This window comes from Lysobacter sp. Root604 (genome assembly GCF_001427505.1).
In the GTDB taxonomy this organism is placed as follows: Bacteria; Pseudomonadota; Gammaproteobacteria; order Xanthomonadales; family Xanthomonadaceae; genus Lysobacter.
In genome coordinates this window covers 1,717,288-1,738,292 of record NZ_LMGS01000001.1, presented here as the reverse complement: position 1 = coordinate 1,738,292, position 21,005 = coordinate 1,717,288, and the positions used below count along the sequence as shown (strand labels likewise).

At 67.4% G+C, this 21,005-nt stretch carries 19 protein-coding genes and 1 tRNA gene; 16 read left to right on the top strand and 4 right to left on the bottom strand.

The window, feature by feature from the left end; translation table 11 throughout:
- Window positions 1–23: 23 nt before the first annotated feature.
- From murJ to ASD69_RS07690, 9 genes are all read left to right on the top strand, one after another.
- Window positions 24–1,655, top strand: coding sequence for a murein biosynthesis integral membrane protein MurJ (gene murJ / locus ASD69_RS07730; protein WP_056175930.1), 1,632 nt, complete (start codon window positions 24–26; stop codon window positions 1,653–1,655).
- A 96-nt stretch (window positions 1,656–1,751) separates the two neighbouring features.
- Complete coding sequence (locus tag ASD69_RS07725; RefSeq protein ID WP_056175929.1) at window positions 1,752–2,792, top strand: bifunctional riboflavin kinase/FAD synthetase; 1,041 nt, start codon at window positions 1,752–1,754, stop codon at window positions 2,790–2,792.
- Between the two features lie 86 nt (window positions 2,793–2,878).
- Window positions 2,879–5,749: an isoleucine--tRNA ligase gene (gene ileS, locus ASD69_RS07720; RefSeq protein WP_056176717.1), complete on the top strand. Its 2,871-nt coding sequence runs from the start codon at window positions 2,879–2,881 to the stop codon at window positions 5,747–5,749.
- A 118-nt stretch (window positions 5,750–5,867) separates the two neighbouring features.
- Window positions 5,868–6,371: a signal peptidase II gene (gene lspA / locus ASD69_RS07715; protein ID WP_056175926.1), complete on the top strand. Its 504-nt coding sequence runs from the start codon at window positions 5,868–5,870 to the stop codon at window positions 6,369–6,371.
- A 20-nt stretch (window positions 6,372–6,391) separates the two neighbouring features.
- Window positions 6,392–7,342, top strand: a complete 951-nt coding sequence (gene ispH, locus ASD69_RS07710; RefSeq protein ID WP_056175923.1) for a 4-hydroxy-3-methylbut-2-enyl diphosphate reductase — start codon at window positions 6,392–6,394, stop codon at window positions 7,340–7,342.
- 127 nt (window positions 7,343–7,469) lie between these two features.
- A tRNA-Thr gene (locus tag ASD69_RS07705) sits at window positions 7,470–7,545 on the top strand.
- Window positions 7,546–7,707: 162 nt separating this feature from the next.
- Window positions 7,708–9,177, top strand: coding sequence for a hypothetical protein (locus ASD69_RS07700; protein WP_157499077.1), 1,470 nt, complete (start codon window positions 7,708–7,710; stop codon window positions 9,175–9,177).
- Between the two features lie 364 nt (window positions 9,178–9,541).
- Entirely contained in the window at window positions 9,542–10,024 is a 483-nt protein-coding gene (locus ASD69_RS07695; RefSeq protein WP_056175917.1) for a hypothetical protein, read from the top strand.
- A gap of 70 nt (window positions 10,025–10,094) precedes the next feature.
- A complete protein-coding gene (locus ASD69_RS07690; RefSeq protein ID WP_056175915.1) occupies window positions 10,095–10,643 on the top strand; it encodes a hypothetical protein in 549 nt (182 codons plus the stop codon).
- A 266-nt stretch (window positions 10,644–10,909) separates the two neighbouring features.
- Here ASD69_RS07690 and ASD69_RS07685 read toward each other — a convergent pair whose 3' ends face one another.
- A complete protein-coding gene (locus ASD69_RS07685; RefSeq protein WP_057159611.1) occupies window positions 10,910–11,182 on the bottom strand; it encodes a hypothetical protein in 273 nt (90 codons plus the stop codon).
- On the bottom strand, window positions 11,182–11,532 hold the full coding sequence (locus tag ASD69_RS07680; protein WP_157489555.1) for a hypothetical protein: 351 nt from the start codon (window positions 11,530–11,532) through the stop codon (window positions 11,182–11,184). Before ASD69_RS07680 ends, ASD69_RS07685 begins: the two co-directional genes overlap by 1 nt.
- Before the next feature lie 343 nt (window positions 11,533–11,875).
- Between ASD69_RS07680 and ASD69_RS07675 the strand changes: the two genes are divergently transcribed.
- Window positions 11,876–12,154, top strand: coding sequence for a hypothetical protein (locus tag ASD69_RS07675; protein WP_056175908.1), 279 nt, complete (start codon window positions 11,876–11,878; stop codon window positions 12,152–12,154).
- Window positions 12,155–12,439: 285 nt separating this feature from the next.
- Here the strand turns inward: ASD69_RS07675 and ASD69_RS07670 are convergent, their stop codons facing one another.
- Window positions 12,440–12,880 carry a VOC family protein gene (locus ASD69_RS07670; protein WP_056175904.1) on the bottom strand — a complete coding sequence of 147 codons (441 nt, stop codon included), beginning with the start codon at window positions 12,878–12,880 and terminating at the stop codon, window positions 12,440–12,442.
- A 306-nt stretch (window positions 12,881–13,186) separates the two neighbouring features.
- Between ASD69_RS07670 and ASD69_RS07665 the strand changes: the two genes are divergently transcribed.
- A complete protein-coding gene (locus ASD69_RS07665) occupies window positions 13,187–13,840 on the top strand; it encodes a glutathione S-transferase family protein (RefSeq protein WP_056175902.1) in 654 nt (217 codons plus the stop codon).
- Between the two features lie 225 nt (window positions 13,841–14,065).
- On the opposite strand, the gene ASD69_RS07660 is transcribed toward ASD69_RS07665, so the two are convergent.
- Complete coding sequence (locus ASD69_RS07660; protein ID WP_082576329.1) at window positions 14,066–15,562, bottom strand: alpha/beta hydrolase; 1,497 nt, start codon at window positions 15,560–15,562, stop codon at window positions 14,066–14,068.
- Between the two features lie 145 nt (window positions 15,563–15,707).
- Here ASD69_RS07660 and ASD69_RS07655 point away from each other — a divergent pair, with 145 nt between their 5' ends.
- From ASD69_RS07655 to ASD69_RS07635, 5 genes are all read left to right on the top strand, one after another.
- Window positions 15,708–17,420 carry a sensor histidine kinase gene (locus ASD69_RS07655; RefSeq protein ID WP_056175900.1) on the top strand — a complete coding sequence of 571 codons (1,713 nt, stop codon included), beginning with the start codon at window positions 15,708–15,710 and terminating at the stop codon, window positions 17,418–17,420.
- Complete coding sequence (locus ASD69_RS07650) at window positions 17,408–18,109, top strand: LytTR family DNA-binding domain-containing protein (protein WP_056175896.1); 702 nt, start codon at window positions 17,408–17,410, stop codon at window positions 18,107–18,109. Before ASD69_RS07655 ends, ASD69_RS07650 begins: the two co-directional genes overlap by 13 nt.
- A 296-nt stretch (window positions 18,110–18,405) precedes the next feature.
- Window positions 18,406–18,723 carry a hypothetical protein gene (locus tag ASD69_RS07645; RefSeq protein ID WP_056175893.1) on the top strand — a complete coding sequence of 106 codons (318 nt, stop codon included), beginning with the start codon at window positions 18,406–18,408 and terminating at the stop codon, window positions 18,721–18,723.
- A 272-nt stretch (window positions 18,724–18,995) separates the two neighbouring features.
- Window positions 18,996–19,385: a hypothetical protein gene (locus tag ASD69_RS07640; protein ID WP_157499076.1), complete on the top strand. Its 390-nt coding sequence runs from the start codon at window positions 18,996–18,998 to the stop codon at window positions 19,383–19,385.
- A 71-nt stretch (window positions 19,386–19,456) separates the two neighbouring features.
- Window positions 19,457–20,578 carry a hypothetical protein gene (locus ASD69_RS07635; protein ID WP_056175886.1) on the top strand — a complete coding sequence of 374 codons (1,122 nt, stop codon included), beginning with the start codon at window positions 19,457–19,459 and terminating at the stop codon, window positions 20,576–20,578.
- Window positions 20,579–21,005 lie beyond the last annotated feature (427 nt).

The window sequence follows — 21,005 nt, the reverse complement described above, 5'->3', positions numbered from 1 at the left end:
GCGGGAATGGCCGGGGGCGGGCGATGAGCAAGGCCGGTTTGTTGCGTTCCTCGGTGGTTTTCAGCGCCATGACCCTGATTTCGCGGGTCTCCGGCCTGGTCCGCGACCAGGTCTACGCCTGGCAGTTCGGCGCCAGCCCGGCCATGGACGCGTTCTTCATCGCGTTCCGGATCCCGAATTTCCTGCGTCGGCTCTCGGCCGAGGGCTCGTTCTCGATGGCCTTCGTGCCGGTGTTGGCCGAGTACAAGGAAAAGCAGGACCACGCCGCGGTCAAGGAACTGGTCGACCGGGTCACCGGCACCCTGACCGCCGCCTTGCTGGTGCTGACCGCGGCGGTGGTGCTGGCCGCACCCTGGGTGATGCAGCTGTTCGCGCCGGGCTTCGAGCCGGGCACCGAGCAGTACCGCCTGGCCACCCAGATGCTGCAGATCACCTTCCCATACGCCTTGTTCATCTCCCTGGCCTCGCTGGTCGGCGGGGTATTGAACAGCTATGAGCGCTTCGCGATTCCGGCGCTGTCGCCGGTGCTGCTGAACCTGTCGATGATCGCCGCCGCGGTGTGCGCGGTGCCGCTGATGCGGCCGCTGGGCCTGGAGCCGGTGCTGGCGTTGGCCTGGGGCGTGTTCGTGGCGGGCATCCTGCAACTGGTGTTCCAGTTGCCGGCGCTGTCCAAGCTGGGCCTGCTGCCGCGGCCGCGCTGGGGCGGGGCGCACGCGGGCGTGCGCAAGATCATGCGATTGATGGTGCCGACCTTGTTCGGCTCCTCGGTGGCCCAGCTCAATCTACTGCTCAACACCGCGCTGGCTTCGTTCCTGATCGCCGGCAGCGTGACCTGGCTGTATCTGACCGACCGCCTGCTGGAATTCCCGCTGGGCATGTTCGGCGTCGCGATCGGCACCGTGATCCTGCCGCATTTGTCCAAGCGCCACGCCGCGACCGATCCGCAGGGCTTTTCCAAGGGGCTGGATTGGGGTTTCCGGCTGTGCCTGCTGATCGGCATTCCGGCCTGTCTGGGCCTGGTGCTGTGCGCCGAGGCCTTGATCGCGACCCTGTTCCAGTACGGCCGCCTCAGCGCCACCGACACCGAGATGATCCGCCTGAGCCTGATGGCGCAGTCCACCGCGGTGCCGGCCTTCCTGCTGGTGAAGGTGCTGGCGCCGGCCTTCTATTCGCGTCAGGACACCAAGACCCCGGTGAAATCGGCGGTGGTGTCGGTGATCGTGAACCTGGTCGCGACCGTGGCCCTGTTGCTGAGCGCGCTGTACTTCACCGAGGCCGGCCAGGCCGCGCTGCTGCGCAGCGGCGGGCATCTGCGCGAAGCCCTGGGCTACGTGCCCGGCGCGCATGCCTGCCTGGCGCTGGCGATCGCGATCGCCGGCTGGGTCAACGCGCTGCAACTGGCCTGGTACCTGAGGCGCGCGCGGGTCTATGCGCGCCAGCCCGGCTGGGGCCGTTTTCTGCGCCAGATCGGCGTGGCCGCAGTGGCGATGAGCGCGGTGGTGCTGGCCCTGTTGTGGCTGTGGCAGGGCTGGACCGCGTGGCCGTGGTGGGAGCGCGGCTGGAAGCTCGCGGTGACGGTGGGTGCAGGCGGCGCGGTCTACGCCGCGATGCTGTGGCTACAGGGCATCCGCCCGCGCGACCTGCGCGGGCACTGAGTCCGGCGCAGGCGGCTTGAGAGTCGCCCGCGCCGGCTATACTTCCTGATTCATCCTTTTGAACGCTCCTTTCGAGCCGGTCCCCCACGCAATCCCATGAGCAGGCTGTTTCGTGACGTCGAGGGCGGGCCCCGTTGCCCGCACGGCAGTGTGGTCTGCATCGGCGCCTTCGATGGCCTGCACCTCGGGCATCGCGCGCTGGTGCGCCACACGGTCGCGCGTGCGCACGCGCTGGGCGTGCCGGCGGTGGCCTTGAGCTTCGAGCCGCTGCCGCGCGAATTCTTCGCCCCGTCGGCGCCGCCGCCGCGCCTGCTGCTGCCGCGCGCCAAGGCCGAGGGCCTGCTCGCGCTGGACGCCGACCAGGTCGGCCTGCTGCGTTTCAACGCCCGCCTCAGCGGCCTGGACGCCGAGACCTTCGTGAGCCGCGTGCTGGTCGAGCGCCTGGGCGCCCGCGAGGTCTGGGTCGGCCCCGAGTTCCGTTTCGGCAAGGCCCGTGGCGGCGATATCGGCGTGCTGCGCCGGCTCGGCGAGGAGTGCGGCTTCGAGGCGCACGAGATCGAGCCCGTGCACCACGACGGCGAACGCGTCTCCAGCACCCGCATCCGCGCCGCGCTGCTGGCCGGCGACTTCGCCGCCGCCGCCGGCCTGCTCGGGCGCCCTTATGCGATCGGCGGGCGCGTGGTGCGCGGCCAGCAGCTCGGCCGCACCCTGGGTTTCCCGACCGCCAACCTGCGCTTCGGCGGCAAGACCCCGGCCTTGTCGGGGATCTACGCGACCTGGGTGCACGGCGTCGGCGAGCGTCCGCGCGCGTCGGTGTCCAGCCTGGGCACGCGTCCGACCGTGGACGGCGTCGAACCGCTGCTGGAAGCGCATCTGTTCGACTTCGACGGCGACCTGTACGGTCGTCGCATCGAGGTCGAGTTCGTCGCCCACCTGCGCGCCGAGCTCAAGTTCCCCGATCTGGCTTCGCTGACCCAGCAGATGCACCGCGACGCCGCCCAGGCGCGCGAGCTGCTGGTGCTGGATGCGCAGCGCCGCTCGCTGCAACCGATGCACACCGAACTTCCGCACCACGACCCTCGACGTGCGTCTACGTCGCCAGCTCGGGCCGCCGACGCGGCCGAGAAAACTGCCTGAGACCCGCTGTGACCAACGACCCCAGCCAACCCGCCCCCGGCAACGCCTACAAGGCCAGCCTGCTGCTGCCGGCGACCGATTTCCCGATGCGTGGCGATCTGCCCAAGCGCGAGCCGGAAACCCTGGCGCGCTGGGAGAGCGAAGGCCTGTATCAGCGAATTCGCGAGAAGACCGGCGGCCGCGAGCGCAGCTTCGTGCTGCACGACGGCCCGCCGTACGCGAACGGCGAGATCCATGTCGGCCACGCGGTCAACAAGGTGCTCAAGGACATTGTGGTCAAGTCCAAGCTGCTGGCCGGCTTCGATGCGCCTTACGTGCCGGGCTGGGACTGCCACGGCCTGCCGATCGAGCACAAGGTCGAGAAGGAATTCGGCAAGGTCGGCAGCACCGTCGACGGACGCGTGCTCGACGCCGCCGAATTCCGTGCCAAGTGCCGCGAGTACGCGACCAGCCAGATCGACATCCAGCGCCGCGGCTTCAAGCGCCTGGGCGTGACCGGCGATTGGGACAACCCCTATCGCACCATGGATTTCCGCTACGAGGCGGACATCATGCGTTCGCTGGCCAAGATCGTCGATCGCGGCCACCTGGTGCGCGGCTCCAAGCCGGTGCACTGGTGCTTCGACTGCGGCTCGGCGCTGGCCGAGGCCGAGATCGAATACCAGGACAAGGAATCCACCGAAATCTACGTGCGTTATCCGGTGCTGGACCGCAAGCGCGTGTTCGACGCCTTCGGCATCGCCGACGACGGCGCGCCGCTGTCGGTGCCGATCTGGACCACCACGCCGTGGACGCTGCCGGCCAGCCTGGCGGTCACGCTGGGCCCGGAAGTGAACTACATGCTGGTCAAGCTGGAGGCGGGCGCGGAAGGCTTGTTCCGCGAGGACGCTCAGCGCCCCGAATACCTGCTGGTCGCGCACGACCTCACCGCGGGTTTCCTGACCACGCTGGCCAACCGCGACGCGCTGAAGCAGGGCGCGAGCGTGCAGGCGAGCGAGTGGGGCCCGCAGCCGGGCGTCGCCTTCGAGGGCCTGCGCCTGCAGCATCCGTTCTACGAGCGCGAGATCCCGGTGCTGCTGGGCGACCACGTCACCGTCGACGCCGGCACCGGCGCGGTCCACACCGCGCCCGGCCACGGCCAGGAGGACTACGCGGTCGGCCTGAAGTACGGCCTGATCGAGCGCTACAGCGCCGCCCAGATCAATCCGGTCGACGCGCGCGGCCTGTACCTGCCGTCGACGCCGCCGGCCGACGGCCATGCGCTGGCCGGCCAGCACATCTTCAAGATCGATCCGGTCATCGTCGAGGTGCTGCGCGCGCGCGGCGCGCTGCTCGCCGCCGGCCGCATCAAGCACAGCTACCCGCATTGCTGGCGGCACAAGACGCCGGTGGTGTTCCGCGCCACCCCGCAGTGGTTCATCTCGATGGAGCAGGCCGGCCTGCGCCGCGACGCGCTGGCCGCGATCGGCGGCGTGTCCTGGGTGCCGGGCTGGGGCGAGGCGCGCATCTACAACATGATCGAGGGCCGTCCGGACTGGACGATCTCGCGCCAGCGCTATTGGGGCGTGCCGATCGCGCTGTTCTTCCATCGCGAGACCGGGCTGCCGCATCCGCGCACCGGCGAGATCATGCGTCAGGTCGCCGACGCGGTCGAACGCGAGGGCACCGACGCCTGGTACGCGATGACCGCCGAGCAACTGCTGGGCGACGAAGCCGCGGACTACGAGAAGGTCAACGACATCCTCGACGTCTGGTTCGACTCCGGCACCAGCCACGAGTGCGTGCTCGCGCAGCGTCCGCAGGACGGTCTGCATAAGCCCGCCGACCTGTACCTGGAAGGCTCCGACCAGCACCGCGGCTGGTTCCACAGCGCGCTGCTCAGCGGCGTGGCGATGGACGGCGTGGCGCCGTACCGGCAGGTGCTGACCCACGGCTTCACCGTCGACGAACACGGCAAGAAGATGTCGAAGTCGATGTTCAACGCGCTCGCGCCGGACAAGGTCACCGACACCCTGGGCGCCGACGTGCTGCGCCTGTGGGTGGCCTCGACCGAGTTCCGCAACGAGATGACGGTCTCCGACAAGATCCTCAAGCAGAACGCCGACGTCTACCGCCGCATCCGCAACACCGCGCGCTTCCTGCTCGGCAACCTCAGCGGTTTCGACCCCGCGCGCGATCTGGTCGCGCTGGGCGACATGGTCGCCCTGGACCGATGGATCGTGCATCGCGCGGCCGAACTGCAGGACCGCATCGCCGCCGCCTACGAGCGTTACGACTTCGCCGAGATCGTGCAGGCGTTGTCTAACTTCTGCAGCGTCGACCTGGGCTCGTTGTACCTGGACGTGACCAAGGACCGCCTGTACACGATGCAGGAGAACTCGCGCGGCCGCCGTTCGGCGCAGAGCGCGATGTACCGCATCGCCGAGGCCTTCGTGCGCTGGATCGCGCCGATCCTGGCTTACACCGCCGACGAGATGTGGCGCCACCTGCCGGCCAACACCGAACAGGGCGCGCGCGAAGGCAACGTGCTGTTCACTACCTGGTACGACGGCCTGGCCCTGCTGTCCGACGAGGCGCCGCTGTCGGCCGAGGACTTCGCCCGCCTGCTGGCCCTGCGCGACGACGTCAGCAAGACCCTGGAACCGATGCGCGCCGAAGGCAAGATCGGCGCCGCGCTCGAGGCCGAGATCGCGCTGCGTTGCGGCGTCGCCGATCAGAACTGGCTGGCGCCGTTCGCCGACGAGCTGCGCTTCCTGTTCATCAGCGGCGACGTCGAAATCGTCGCCGACGATGCGATCAAGGACATCGCGGTGACCGCCGCGCCGACCGCCAAGAGCAAGTGCGTGCGCTGCTGGCATTACCGTGCCGACGTCGGTAGCGACCCCACGCATCCGGAACTGTGCGGCCGCTGCGTAGACAACGTCGCCGGCGCGGGCGAGGACCGTCGCTGGTTCTGAACCCTCGTCCCTCATCCGCTCCGCGTCGACCCGATGCGGAGCGATAGCCGAATCACCGGGTCCCCCGCGGACCTCTTCACCGGGCTTCCGGCCCCGCCGGAACCAGGAGCGCAACACGATGTCGCAACTCCCCAGCAAGAACGCGCTGCCCTGGCTGATCGTCTCGGTCGTGGTGATCGTGCTCGACCAGCTCAGCAAGGCCTGGGTGCTGTCCTCGCTGCCCGAGTACACCGCCATCCCGGTCATCGAAGGCGTCTGGAACTGGTACCGCACCTACAACACCGGCGCCGCCTTCAGCTTCCTCAGCGACGCCGGCGGTTGGCAGAAGTACTTCTTCGTGGTGCTGGCGGTGGCCATCAGCGGCCTGCTCGCGGCCTGGCTGCGGCGCACCGCGCGCGGCGACTGGAAGACCGCGCTGCCCTACGCGCTGGTGATCGGCGGCGCCCTGGGCAACGTCATCGATCGCCTGCTGCACGGCCACGTGGTCGATTTCATCCAGTGGCATTGGCAGGAGCACTACTGGCCGGCCTTCAACCTGGCCGACTCGGCGATCGTGGCCGGCGCGGTCGGGATCGCCCTGGTCGGCCTGTTCGCGACACCCCCGGCCAAGCCCAAGGGCTAGGGCAGGAGTACAATCGGCCCATGGACGTCCTGCTCGCCAATCCCCGCGGTTTCTGCGCCGGCGTCGACCGCGCGATCGAGATCGTCAAACGCGCGATCGAGACCCTGGGCGCGCCCATCTACGTGCGCCACGAAGTCGTGCACAACCGCTTCGTGGTCGACGACCTCAAGCACCGCGGCGCGATCTTCGTCGAAGAACTCGACGAAGTGCCCGACGGCGCCACCGTGATCTTCAGCGCCCACGGCGTGTCCAAGGCCGTGCGCGAGGAAGCCGAGCGCCGCGGCCTGAAAGTGTTCGACGCGACCTGCCCGCTGGTCACCAAGGTCCACCTGGAAGTCTCCCGCCACTGCCGCGCCGGCCGCGACGTGATCCTGATCGGCCACGAAGGCCATCCCGAAGTCGAAGGCACCATGGGCCAGTGGCGGCGCGAAGCCGGCTCCGGCCGCATCTACCTGGTCGAGGACGCCGACGATGTCGCCGCGCTCGACGTCGACCAGCCCGAGAATCTGGCCTACACCACCCAGACTACGCTGTCGGTGGACGACACCCGCAGCGTGATCGAAGCCATGCGCGCCAAGTACCCGGCCATCCAGGGCCCGCGCCACGACGACATCTGCTACGCCACCCAGAACCGCCAGGACGCCGTGCGCGAACTGGCCGCGAAGTGCGACCTGGTGCTGGTGGTCGGCTCGCCCAACAGCTCCAACTCCAACCGCCTGCGCGAGCTGTCCGAGCGCGAGGGCGTGGAGGCCTACCTGATCGACGGCGCGGTCGAGATCGACCCCGAATGGGTCAAGGGCCGCAAGCGCATCGGCATCACCGCCGGCGCCTCCGCCCCGGAAGTGCTGGTGCGCGGCGTCATCGAGCGCCTGCGCGAACTCGGCGCGCAGCGCGTCAACGAGCTCGACGGCGAGCCCGAGGACATGGTCTTCGCCCTGCCCAAGGAACTGCGCCTACGGCTGGTCGGCTGAGGCCGGGAGCGGGCAGGGCGCCTTACGGCCCGGCTGAATTGACCCGCCCCGGTGCCCAACCCTACAATTCACACCCCCGCGGCCCGCCCGCGGACGCCCACGCCGCAAGGCCAGGGCCCGCAACACCGCCGGAATAGCTCAGTTGGTAGAGCGGCGCATTCGTAATGCGTAGGTCGTAGGTTCGATTCCTATTTCCGGCACCATAAAAATCAAGGGCTTGCAGCGCGATCTCGGCCTGCAAGCCCTTTTTTTTGGTGCTGCGCGACGATGCGAATGTCGATGCTGTGGGCCGAAGCTTACAGCGGCGTATCCGCTGATAACCTTCTGGTAGGGGGTCGCAACGCGCGACGGAAAGGACTAGAAAAATGGCATCACGGGTAGTGCGCAGCGCCGTTCTGAACGTCGGGCTGACATTTTCGTTGCTTTTCGTGTCCGCGGTCGTTGGCGCGCAGACGCCGACTGCCGCAACCGCCGCGCCGCTGGAATCGGATGCCGCCAGGGTCGTGCGCTACACGCGCGCACTTGAGACATCGCCTGATAGCGCCGAGGCGCGTGAACTCCGCCAATGGCTGACGAAATGGGCGGACGAGACGCCCGATTACGTCGTCAATGTTTGCGACGTACTCGATCTCGTCAAATCGGACGGGGACACGGTACCCAATACCAGTGAATTGTTGCTGCAGTCGATTTACGGAAACGCCGCGTTCCAAGTCGAAAACGGCGCGAAATCCGATGAGTTGTCGAAACAGGTCGCCGCGGTCGAAAGCACGCTGCGCGCGTATGCCGCGTTCCTCGCCAAGGACGCGAAGGCGAGGGCGCCCCACCTCGACGCGCTGATCGCGAAGCGGGACGCGGGCAGGTTACGTGCGTATTTGGCGCCGATCGTGGAGAAGAAATGCGACAGCGCCTCCGCTACCGACGGCCCTGTCGATGCGTCCAGACCGTCCAAGCAGCCGTTCCTAGGCGGCTTCCTGCGTGAATCGCACGTGGTATATCCCCTCAAGGTCGAGGGGTGGGAGATGCGGGGCGAACAGCGCTACGACACGCAGGAAGCCGGCGCCTCCGTTCGCTTCCAGCGGGCGGGTGACAAACAGGGTTGGATCGACGTCTACTTTTACCCGGTCGGCGTGCTGACCGACGCGGAAGTTGCGCAGATGGCCGGCGTCGAGCGCCAGAACCTACTCGATGCTTGGGGAAAGACGATGACGGGTCCGCAGGACATGACGGCGTTGAAGGCATTTGCTGTGCCGATCCAAGCAAGAGCCAAGGGCAAGGCCACGCACGGCGCCAAGGCCGATGACATCACCGTCTACGCCGTCGACTTCGCCTATGTGCGCGACGGCAAGGCGCTCAGCTCGGCGATGATGTTCGCCGTCGACCGCATGTACGCCATCAAGTTTCGCTACAGCGCCGAAGCAGCGAAGCACACGCGCGCCCAACTGCGCCAGGATCTGGAACAGTTCGCGCAGAGCATGCTGCCGCGGCTGCAGATCAGCAGCACAGGCAACTGCTGGTCGCCGCCGCCGATCGAAGCCCTGGCCAAGGATGCGAAACCGCCGGAGAAGGCGCTGATCACTTCGTCGCTCAACGGCGTAGCGGTGGCATGGGTACTGCCCGGCCGCGTCGTCGCGCGCGACCCGTCGCATCCCACGGCGGCCGATACGCAGGCCATTGCCCTGTCGCTACAGGGGCGGCTTTACGACGGGTGTGCCAGCGCGGAGCCGCTCCTGCCCGACGTGAAGGACGGCATGCGCGAACTGCGCTTCGAGTACGGCACCGGAAAGTCGGCTCCAGTGGAACGCCCTCTGAGGATCCAGCGTTCGGGAGCGGGTTGACGGCGGGATTATCAGAAAAGCTCAGCCCGGCAGATGGGGTGCCGGTGCGGAAGGGGAGCAACAAAGTCGGGCCCAAAGGTAGGTGTCCCGGTCCTGCCCCTCCCGACCTCCGGGTAGGAGCGGCGCAAGCCGCGACCACGAACCCCACCTGCCGCAAAAACACCGATCCCCCGCTTGGCGCTTCTAGCCCCCTCCTTTGAAAAAGGAGGGCTGGGGAGGATTTGCTCTTGCCCCACCGTCCGCCTAAACCAAAGCCGAGCCTCAGGCCCGCCTCGGAACTTTCATAACCCCCGCGCCGCCGCCAATCGCATCACCCTGTCGCTACACTCCCAGAACGCACCACCCAATCCATCCAGGAGCTCCCATGCGTTTTCGATTCCTGTCGTTCACGCTAGGGCTGGCGCTCCCACTTGCAGCGTTAGCCGCTCCCCAGGCCCCCGACATCGTCGGCGCCTGGACCTGCGGCCCCTACGAAACACCCGGCCCCGACCTCTCGGCTTCGACCATCGACCGTCGCGTCTACTCCGACAACGGCTACTTCACCGAGCACAGCTTCGTCACCTACACCCGTGAAGGCCTGCAAATCCGCACCGAAACCCGCAACACCGGCACCTGGTCGCTGCAAGGCGACTTGATCGAAGTCCGGTTCAACTCGTCGAAGTTCCTTTCCTCCGACCATCCCGCGTTCACGGTCGCCCATGGGCAGGCCACGTTGGATGCCATGAGAGCCCGCAAGAACTCGGATACAAAGCGCATCCTCCGGTTCGACGGGCGGAGCATGGTCACGATCCCGTTGGGTTCGATGGACGCGCAGGGCGAAGTGCAGGTGTCCTGCAGTAGAGGTTGATCGTCGCTGACGCGGGCGAGATGCCTGTCAATGCATGAAAAGTCGGGGGGAAGCGATGAGACGTTGGGTAATGGCGTTCGCCATGTGTGGCGCGGCCGGTGTGACGTTCGTAGGCGAAGCCAAATCGGAGCCGGTTCCAAGCGCGTGCTTTCCTGTGCGCATCGGCGATCTGGAGGCCTTCAGCTTCTCGAAAGAGGATCACGACGCGCTGCGCCGGGATCGCCTGGGGAAAATTTTCGGCTATAACGCGCGCCCCTACCGGACCGCGCTGACGGTATACCTCATGGACAAATCGCGGTCCGCCAGCGTGGAAACGGAATTCAGAGGGGCCGAAACCGAAATCGTGGCGGCGCATCCAGGCATGGAAATCGTTACGCGCAACTTTGCGCAGATCGTCTTGGCGGGTCACCCCGCCCCTGGGCAGTTGGGGCTCTACCGGTGGACCAAGGAGAACGAGGACGTCGGCACCGTTCTGTGGATAGGCGAGTCGCCCAGCAGGATAGTGAAGATCCGCCTCTCGTTCGTCGCACCGAAGCCGGCCGATCAGGCCGCCGCCGCGATGCAGTACGCCATGAACGCCCTGGGCGACGCGGCGAAACATATCTGCGAGCCCGTCTAATCGGATGTGGATGATGCGTTCGGGAAGCCGTCGCCTTCAAAAGCTTGGTAAGCCCACCCTATGCTCCCACCCGCACTGACAGATCACGCCTTCGATCGCCTCGTATCCTTGCGCGATGCCTATCGCCTCATGGAACGCTTCGCGTCGGCGTACCTGGCCCGCGGCGGGTTGGCATTGGGGCGAAACAAAAGCGGCTCGGTCAAGGCTGTGACCGAGCCGCTGCAAATCCAACGATGGGCCTGGAGCAGAGCTGGCGCGCGTGGCGCCTAGTTGCAACTGCCCTTGTGCTTGGCGCGAACTCCGCGACAGCGGAACATCCCGTTCTCCAACTGCACGCAGGTATCGAGCTTCGGGTACGTACTCACGCAGCGCTTCGCCGCTTTGGCGGCGGCCTCGACATTGCGGGTGGCGGCGGCCATCGCTTCTTCCAGCGTAGCGCCATCGCCGGTCACGACGACGCCGGCATAGGCTGGCAATGACAGCGCTAGCAGTGTCCCCAAGAGGAGCGGTGCGATCGCCTTCGGCTTTCTGGCGTTCATCACTGGCCTCCCGCCAAGAAGGCTTTGGCGGCCGGGCCGCTCAGGCCGTTCGCCGCCTTGATCAGATTGTCCAGGTCCGAAGGCTTGTTGGCGCAGCTGCCCTTGTGGTTGGCGCGGATGGCCTTGCACTGGAAATAGCCCGCGAACTTCGCCGACTCCTCACAGGTGTCGAGCGACGGATAGGCGGATACGCAGGTGCCGTGCGCGATGGCGGCTTTCTCGACGGCGGCGACGCTCTTTTCCAGAGCGACGCCGAGGTCCTTGTCGACGCCGTACACCGGCTCACCCGCCGCAGCCTGTCCGGAAAACACGGCCAACCCCAAGGCCGTTACGATCAAAATCCGATTCATACATCCCCCTGTATGCGTAGTTTTGAAAGCCCTACGGCGCCGGGTGTGCTGTGGCTGTCCCCATCGGCACCGCGCAAGGATGCTAACCAGTGGGGTAGGGCTTCGCAAATGAGTCCGCCGGTCCGAGGGGGCGGCGGACTGTTAATCCGCCCACGCGCCAGTTCGGCATCGCCGAAACAGGGGGCAGGGTGGGGTCAACTTTCTAAAAGCCGACTCCAACGTCTATTCACCGTTCGGCAGCCACTGGCTTTCGCACAGCTCCTGTGCCAAATGCATCGCATTGACACGTTTCCTCCGTCGAGACCAGACTTCCCCCCGTATTCCACGCCGACGGGGGGCTGTGATGGGGCACGCATTGCTTGCGTTCGTAAAGTGGTTCTTCGCCGCGGCCATAGTCGGCGTGATCGCCGGTGGCGTCATCGGAGGCATGATGGGGACGGACGTCGACTCGTCCTACCGGGCAGGCCAAATCGTTGGGGTCCTCGTCTGGCCCATCGTGCTCGTCGTCGCCATCGCCGGCACTTGTTTCAGCGTCTCTCGCGAAAAGAAGCGGCATGCTCAGGCCCTGGCCGGACCCCGCATCAGCGATCAGTACCGCAACGACCGCGACAACGGCGCCTGACGATCGGTTCCGAAGCGCGCATGGCTTGAACCGCGGTCTTGCGTGGAGTACACGACGACGCCTGCCACAGCGGCTGGCGACTAACTGCCGCGTGAGACCGCGCCCGGCCAGGTCTTGTACGGTCCGGCGATTAGGCTTGTCGCGCGAGGCTTGCGTGCGGCATGCCCGAAGCTGCGCATGACCGGCGGGGCCTTGCGGTCGGAACTAGTGCCAGGTATCGCGCTCAGCAGGGCCGTGCCGATTGACGCCGCTTCAAGATCGCTCGATTTGGCATTCGACCGGCTTCTATCGCCCGAGCTCTTGCGCAAGCCCGATGAGTATCCCCTCGGGCCCCCGGATGTAGCAAAGCCGATACACGTCCTGGTACCGGACCACTTCGCCGACCAGCGTCGCGCCGCGTTTGCGCAGCCGGGCGAGCGTGTCGTCGATGTCCACCACGGTGAACATGACGCGCAGATACCCGAGCGCGTTCACCGGAGCGTTGCGGTGATCGGCGATCACGGGCGGCGCGAGGAATCGGGAAAGTTCGAGCCGGCTGTGGCCGTCCGGCGTGCGCATCATGGCCATCTCGACGCGCATGTCGCGCAGGCCGGTGACGCCGTCCGCCCAAGCCCCTTCGATGGGAGCACGCCCTTCGAGCTCCAGGCCCAGTTCGGTGTAGAACTCGATGGCGGCGTCGAGGTCGTCCACCACGATGCCGACGTTGTCCATGCGCTTGATGGTCATGAGGTCTCCTGGAGCTGGGTTGAATCGCGCCGGGAAGGACGGATGGGCGACGCCGGCGTCGATTGCTGATGGGAGCGGGGCACGGATCGATAGTCCAGCGGCCCAGACTCAAGGTCAACGGCCGAGTCGCCGCCCACCGGCGCCCAGGCGTCCTGACCGTACTATCGCGGGGCGAGGGCGATCCAGGTCGAAGCTGAGGGCCGATGTGTGCGAAATCCTTCCCGGGCTCATGTCGAATTCGGGTCCGCCTGTTCGTCGCCATGGTGTAAGCAGCCAAATCTCCCCCATGCCACCAGGAGCACGCCGATGACCATCACCATTACCGCCTTCGAACGATCGCCCGACGGGGGCAAGGGCCTGGCGCGCGACACGCGCGTGCGCTGGGCGCTGGAGGAAGTGGGGCAGCCTTACGAGGTTCGCCTGGTGTCGTTCCGCGACATGAAGGAGCCCGCGCACCTGCGCCTGCATCCCTTCGGCCAGATTCCCACCTTGGAGGAGGACGACCTCGTCCTGTTCGAAACCGGCGCGATCGTCCTCCATCTCGCCCAAAGCCGGCCGGGCCTGCTGCCGGACGACGCCAATGCGCGGGCGCGCGCGATCGCCTGGATGTTCGCCGCGCTCAATACCGTCGAACCGCCGATCCTCGATATCGTCGTCGTCAAGTTCCAGGAAGGCGACAAGCCCTGGGCGCAGGAACGGCTGCCGCTGGTGATGGACCGTATCCGCGCCCGGCTGGTGCAGCTGGCGGCGCGGCTGGGCGATGCCGACTGGCTCGACGGTGCGTTCAGTGCGGGCGACCTGATGATGGTGTCGGTGCTGCTGCGGCTGAGGCCGTCGGGCTTGCTCGACGAGTTCCCGAGCCTGGCCGCCTATGTGGCCCGCGGCGAAGCACGGCCCGCCTATCAGCGCGCGTTCGCCGCGCAGTGGGCGGTGAATGCCGCCCCGCCGCCGGCCGCTTGACGGCGCCGTTCAGGCCCGATGGCCCAAGGCAGAGTCCGTTCTCACCGCTGCGGTCGCTCCCACAGAGAGCAAGCGGGCAGTCATTGGTCGTGATCGGCGGGCCAGAAGTTCCTGTAGCCACTGCGAGTTCCGAGCGGACAGCGCTCGAGGAGCATTTGCGTCGTCTTCGCGTTGGAAGCGGTTGCGTTCAACGCCGCCAGGCTGCCCCGGCGGCGCTTCGAACGCTTACAGCTCGGACTTGCTGGTGACGAACACCGGCAACGGCACGTCCAGCACTTCATCGGCGATCGGCCGGCCGGCGAGGAAGTTGGCGATGCTCTCGGCAATGCCCGCGTTGCCCAGCCACAGCTCGTTGTCATGGCTGGCGCCGCGAACCAGCAATTCCTTGCCCTGGCTGAAGCCAGGCCGCAGCGCCTGCGCGTTGGCGTGCGGTGTGCGGCCGTCCAGCGTGCCGCTGACGAAAAGCACCGGTACATCGCTGCGCAGCGGTGCGCGGAATGCCTCACCCAGATCGACGAGTCCGAGGCCGTCGGCGAGTTCCGGGAACGGGAAGTTCAAGGCGTCGCCGAGCATGCTTTCGCGCGCCTGTGCCTCGACCAACGCGCGGCGCTGGGGACTCTGGCCGGATGCCACATCCATCGCCAGCGGCATGGCCCGGAATCCGCCCAGTTCCTCGCGCACCATCAGGACGAAGCTCGCCAGCAGGCCATAGTCGCCTGCTTCGGCTTCGCGCAACATCAGCGGCAGCATCCGCTGAGTGGAGCGTCGGCCCAGCGCAATGGCGATCGCCAGCTTCGCGTCGTACTCGCCGATGGTGACTTTTCTGCCGCCGTGCTTGGAACTGCTGCCTTGGCCCGGTTGACGACGCAGCGTTTCCAGCACGCGTCGGGCCGATCCTTGCAGATCGTCGAAACCGTCCTTCTTGGCGATGACGGCCAGATCCGCCAACAAGGCATCCGCGGCCAACGGCAACTTGATCGTATCGTCAGGCCCCTCGGAGCCCATCAGCACCACACGCTCAAGGCTTGGGCCGTGTCGGCGCACGGTGGCCAGCGCCAGATGCGTGCCATAGCTCATTCCCCATAGGCTGATGCGCTTCAGGCCCATCGCACGCTTCAGGGATTCGATGTCGTCGGCGCTTTCGGCCGTGGTATAGGCGGCCAGGTCGACGCCGCTGTTTCGCCATTCGGCGATGCAGCTGACGGCGGTTGCGCGCAGCGCTACCAGCGCGGCCTCGCGCTGCAGCGGTTGGGCGTCGTCGAAGCGATGCGCGTGCGAGCATTCCGGGGGCATGTCGGAAAAGTCCGTGCCGCGCTGGTCGAGCAGCAGCACATCGGTCTCGCGGCGGATACGGTCGAACACCGGCCAGCGCGGTCCCAGCGCCGTCCCGAAGCCGGAGCCGCCCGGGCCACCGGCCAGGTAGACCACGGGTGCGCTGCGGCCGTCGCCACCGGTCGCGGGCAGGCGCACCACGCGCAGACGGATGCGCGGTCCGTCGGGCTGGCTGTGTCTGCGCGGCACCTCCAGAAACGCTTCCTCGGTCGCGATCGTGCCATTGCCCTTGGTCTCCATCGCGTAGGGCTTGAACACCAGCGGCGCCTGCGCATCGCGGGCCAGTGCCGGCGATGCGCAGGCCAGTGCGATACACAGCGCCGCCAGGCGTCCGGCCCGATGCGGGGGCGTACCGCGTTTGCCGACAACGAATAGCGATTTTCCGAACATGGCGAGCTCCGATTGGGAGAGGATCTGGACGTGGCCTTCGCCACGGGATCAGCATCCGCTTCGACGCCGCGGCCAGGCTGCGCCGGTCCGCCGAACAGCTCCAAACGGCTGTCCAGTGTCTCCGTGCCGCCGATAAGATGGAGGCATGCAGATCTCGCGCACCACCTTGGCCGTACTCGTCGTGTGGCTAGCCGCCGTCGCCGCGTGGCTGGTCGTTGCGAAGCCCGACATGAAGACGGTGCGGATCCTGACCGGGGAAATGGCGCCCGCGACGATGTCGGCGGCCGGCGAACTACCGCAGCGCCCACCGGCCGACGCGGATTGGCGTCCGCTCGATCAACGCGTGCTTGCGGGTTGGCGCGACCCCTATTGGCTGCGCTGGCGATCGACCGCGCCGGCGACGCAGGGCGGTGCCGACCGCGCCTTGCGCTTTTCGCTGCGCGGCGCCAGCCGGCTCTACTGGAACGGTCAGCCGTTGGCGGGCAACGGCATCGTGGGCCGCACCGTCGCGGAGGAACGTCCGGGCCGCCTCGACATTGTGCGCGTGCTGCCGCCATCGGCCGGGGCCGGGACGGATGAGCTGGTCGTGCTCGCTTCCAGTCAGCATCAAGGCCTGCGGCTGCTCAGTGCCGATGCCTTTGCCGTGGTGGCTCCCGCTGAGCTGCTCTACGGCCAGGCCATGCGGCCGTGGCTGATTGCCGCCTTCGCCACCGGTGCGCTCGCGGCGGCGTATCTGTATTTCCTGGCGGTCCAGCGCGGCCGTCGGCGCAGGCCTGGCGCTCGGCTGCTGCTCGCGCTCTGCGCCGTCGGACTGGCCTTGCCGATGATCGAGGGTTGGCGCGCGCTGGTGGGCTATGCCTATCCGTGGCATGGCCCGCGCCTGTTCGTTCTGCTGGGTTTGCACCTGGCGGCGGCGATGTTGCTGCCGGCCTACCTGGCGCGCCACTTCGGCCTGTCCGTGCCCATGGGCGTGCGCATCGCCTATCTGGCGACGCTGGTGGCGGTCGCGGCGTTCATGCCCGGCTTCGATGCGCGTTCCGCTGCGGTACTGCTGTTGAGCCTGCTCGCCTCGGCGGGCGTGCTGCTGCGCGTCCATGGCGCGCAGGAGGAACGTGGGCCGATCCTGGCACTGGTGCTTGCCGGGGCTTTGGCGATGGCGGTCGCGCACGGCGCTTTCCTCGACGGTCCGTATTTCCTGTTGCTGGCGATACTGATGGGCTTCCTGCTCTTGCGCCACGCCGCGCAGCTGCGTGCCTTGGATCGCCATAACGCGAAGCTACGCGAAGAGCGCGCCCAGCTTTCTCTGCAGCTGTTGCAGCGGGGCATCCATCCGCACTGGCTCATGAACACCTTGACCTGCCTGCAGGAGTTGATCGAGCAGGCGCCGCCGCGCGCCAGCCGTCTGGTCGAGTCGCTGGCCGAGCAGTTCGACCGGCTGCGCGACAGCAGCACCCGCCAAAGCGTTTCGCTGGAGGACGAATTGGCCTTGTGTCGCAGCCACTTGGACATCGTCGGTCTGGCCTCCGATCACCCGCTGTCGCTCCAGGTCGATGCCGACGACACTCGCTTGTCGTTGCCGCCGGGCATCCTCCATGCCCAGATCGAGAATGCGCTGACCCACGCCGGCACCGGGGCCTGCGCGCAGCGTCCGTTCCGATTGCGCGTACATCGCCAGAACGATCGCTGGACCCTGGAATTGCGCAGCGCTCGCGGATCGGCGCCGCACCGCGGTCGCGGCACCGGCACGCGCTATATCGAGGCTAGCCTGGCTACCGCCTATCCCGACGGCTGGCGCTTCGTCCAGGGCGTCGATGGCGCCGATTGGTGCGGTCGGATCGAGCTGACATGCGCATCCTGATCGTCGAGGACGAACCGCTGGTGCGCCAGCGTCTGTTGCGCCTGAGCACGGAACTGGCCGGCGCGCGTGCGCGTTTCGATGCGGTTGCGGACCTGGAATCGGCCGGGGACAGACTTCAGCGCAGCGTCTACGACGGCATCTTGCTGGATCTGAACCTTGAGGGCGAGGATGGTTTCGAACTGCTGCGGCGTGCGGTAGCCGGACGCTACCACTGCGTTGTGGTCTCGGCCCATCGCGAACGCGCGCTGCAGGCTTTCGAGCACGGCGTGCTGGATTTCGTTCCCAAACCGTTCTCGCGCGAACGCCTCGGCCAGGCGCTCGAGCGCTTGCTCGATGTCGGTCGTTATCGCTCCGGCCGTGCCCGCTACCTCGGCATCTGGCGCGCCCAAGGCACGGCATTGGTCGAACTGGCCGACGTGGTGTGGATCCGCGCGGACGGCGACTACAGCGAGTTGCGCATGCGCGACGGTCGCAGCGAATTGCACGACAAATCCCTGGCCGGCCTGACCGGCGTGCTGCCACCCGATTTCGTGCGCTGCCACCGCTCCTACCTGGTCAACCTGCGCCATGTCCGCACCCTGCATGCCGGCTCGGGCAGTCGTTACTGGCTGGTGCTGGGCGACGGTGCGGAGCTGCCGGTGGGACGCGTCTATGTCGGGGCGCTGCGGAGCGAGCTCGCGCTTGATTGAGGGCGCAACAGCGCAGTGCTCGCGTTGGCCTGTGTCGACCGACAGGCCGAGTCTGCTTGCTTGGCTAGCTCAGGCCGCGCCCGATGATGCGACGCCCCGAGCGGTGTTCGACAGGGATGGGCGCGTCGATCGACCTCGGCTGCGGACGTCTATGTGGCCAATGGCGCCGCGCGGACGGCCTGCCGGCGCCGCGCGCCGCCGAACCGTAGGCCGGTCGATGGTTTCGCTGGGGGGCGGGCGCTACGATGCGCGAACGCCCCAGCGCGTAGTGGGGCATTCGCGATGGCTCTGGTCCTATGATCACGCCCCCCCACTGGTGGCTACCGCTGCTGCTGTTCGCGGTCTGGTCGCTTTGGGCGTTCGCGGCCATCGCCGAGTTGCGCGCGAAGGAACTCCGTGAGGGCGTCGCCAAGGAGCTGCGGGGTGGGGTCAGCGTGGTGCCGGTGCTGCCATTGTTCCCGCTGGGCTTCTGGGGTGCGGCGGCGCTGGTGGACGTATGGGCCGCACCTTGGGGCACCGTGGTGATCGGAGCCTTGCACCTGTTGTTTGCGCTGGCGATGGTGTTCACCCTGGTGCGCGATCTGCGCTACTGCCTTGGGCGCGAACGCACCTAGCGTCGACTGCGGGCATCCGAGGCTAGCCGACGGCCTGGCGGCCGGAGGCGGCGCAAGAATCCGATCAGGGGTAGGGCAGCAGGCAACGCTTCATGCGACGGTCGCGGTTCGGTGGTGGGTCAAGATCTGGTGCCGGTGGCGCGGATGCGGTCGCAACTCAGGATTGGCGTCGAAATCGCGGTAAAGGTGCAGGTTTTCTGCTTTCACGACGGTCTCAAACGACCATGCTAGGCTCTTGCCATCTGGACGCCAACCATCTCCAAGGACGGTTCATGCGCAAGCAATCGATCACCTTTGGGGTTACCGCCCGGCACGCGCTGCGGCGTGTGCGGGTAGGCGTCCTGTTGATCCCCCTCCTACTGACGGCCTGCGCCATGCACGAGACTGCGAACTTCGATTCGGCTGCCTGGAAATCGCAACGCGGCGCGAAGCCGCTGGATAACCGACGCGGCTCGATGGTGCCCGCGCTGGCCAAGGCGATCACCGACGGCATGACCCGCGATGAGGTGATCATGGTGTTGGGCGAGCCCGACTCCAGCAACACCGCGACCGGCATGGACATCTACGAACTGGGCGTCTCCGACGCCGGCATCGACGAAGAGTATTACGAGGTCCGCTACCAGGACGGGCGCGTCGCATCGCGCCGCTGGGCGCGCAGATAAGGCCAGCCGCCGCCGATCGCGGGGAGCGGATCGCGCGGCGACGAACGAACGCAAGCGAAAAGGAGAGCGCGATGCCGGATCCACGTCCCAACCTCAACGATATCCGGACGAACTATCAGGTCGCCGACGATGAGGTCATCACCTATCGTCCGCGTGCGTTCGGTGCGTTCGATATCCCGTTCACCGACGGCCGCGAGATGACCAAGACCGAAGGGGCCTTGCTCGACCGCCTGACCCGCGACCGCGGCCTGGTGGGGCTGAGCGGGTTCCGCGACATCGCCCGCGAAGCTTTCGCCGAGGGCGAGCGGCGCTTCCCCGACAATCCGGTGCCGGCCGGCGTTCCCGCAGACCGTGCGCGCGAGTGGCAGGGCAACGACGGTCATCGCGACGCGTTCCGGCATGCGTACTGGAGCGCGCGTCTGGCGCAGGAGTACGGCCCGGAATGGGGCAAGGCCTTCACCACAGCGCACGAGGGTTTGCCCGGCAATTGGGCCAACCGCGAGGCGATGGACCTGTACAACAACTCCATCGGCAACCAGATCGGCGCGGCCAATCGCAATGCGACGCCGCAGGAGCTGGCCAACCTGATCGGGCAGCAACTGGATCAGGGCAAGCTGGTGGTGATGAACAGCGGCGGCAACATGGAGTGGAGCGACCGCGTGCGCGTGGGCCAGCACGGCCTGTCGCCGGACGACGTGATCGGCCCCAAGCTGCCGACGCCGGGCGCGGTGTCCACCGACAGCCGGGTCAGCCTGAACACCCCCGATGCGGCGCCCGGCGAGCGTACTGCGCTGGCCGCGCTGGATCCGAACGTCGCACGCATGCGCGAGGATCCGATGTACGGGCAGGTGGTCGCGGCGATGCGCACGCACGGCATGGCCGACGATCAGGTGGCGGCCAACTTGTATGCGGGCGCGAAGCTCAAAGGTTTCGACACGGTGACCGGCATCCAGCCCGGCAACGCCGTGGTCGACGCCAACGGCCAGCCGGACCGCAACCTGTTCGTGTTCGACGGCAGCAAGGGCCCGACCGGTCCGAACTACGCGATGGTCAGCGAGAATCAGGCGCGCGGGGTACGCGAGCAGGACGCAGCGAGCGTCGCGGGGCAGGCCCAAGTCAGCCCCCAGGCGCAGACCCAGCTCGCTGCCGCGCAGACCACCGAGCAGCCGGAGCATCGCAAGGCGATGGGCTAGCGGACGCAGCGCAGACCGCGCGGGCGTCTGCTCGCGGGGCTGCGGGCGAACCGCACGCGCTGAGTTTGGGCCGACGCGGCCATCGGCGGGGTCCAGACTCCGCCGTCGTGGCTCCCCGGGTGCGGTGCCTGTTTCACGCATCCCCTAAAGCGCGTTCGACGGCGCGGCATTTCGATTCCAGGGGCTGGGGGCGAGGCACAAGGCCAGCCGACCGCGGATGCACTTCTGTTCGTAATATCCGATGCGCTACCCTGATAGAGGGGGATCGTAAGGCGTCTTACCGGGCTGGCGCGGCTTCGTGCCGGGGCCCGTAAGCGCAGTTCATTGCGGCGCGGGCGGCCGGTGGCTTCGGCGACGGGCACACGCGAACGTCCCCTCTGTGCCGTAGGGAAGAGGGGCTGGCGAGCCGATCGCTCGTCCTTTCATG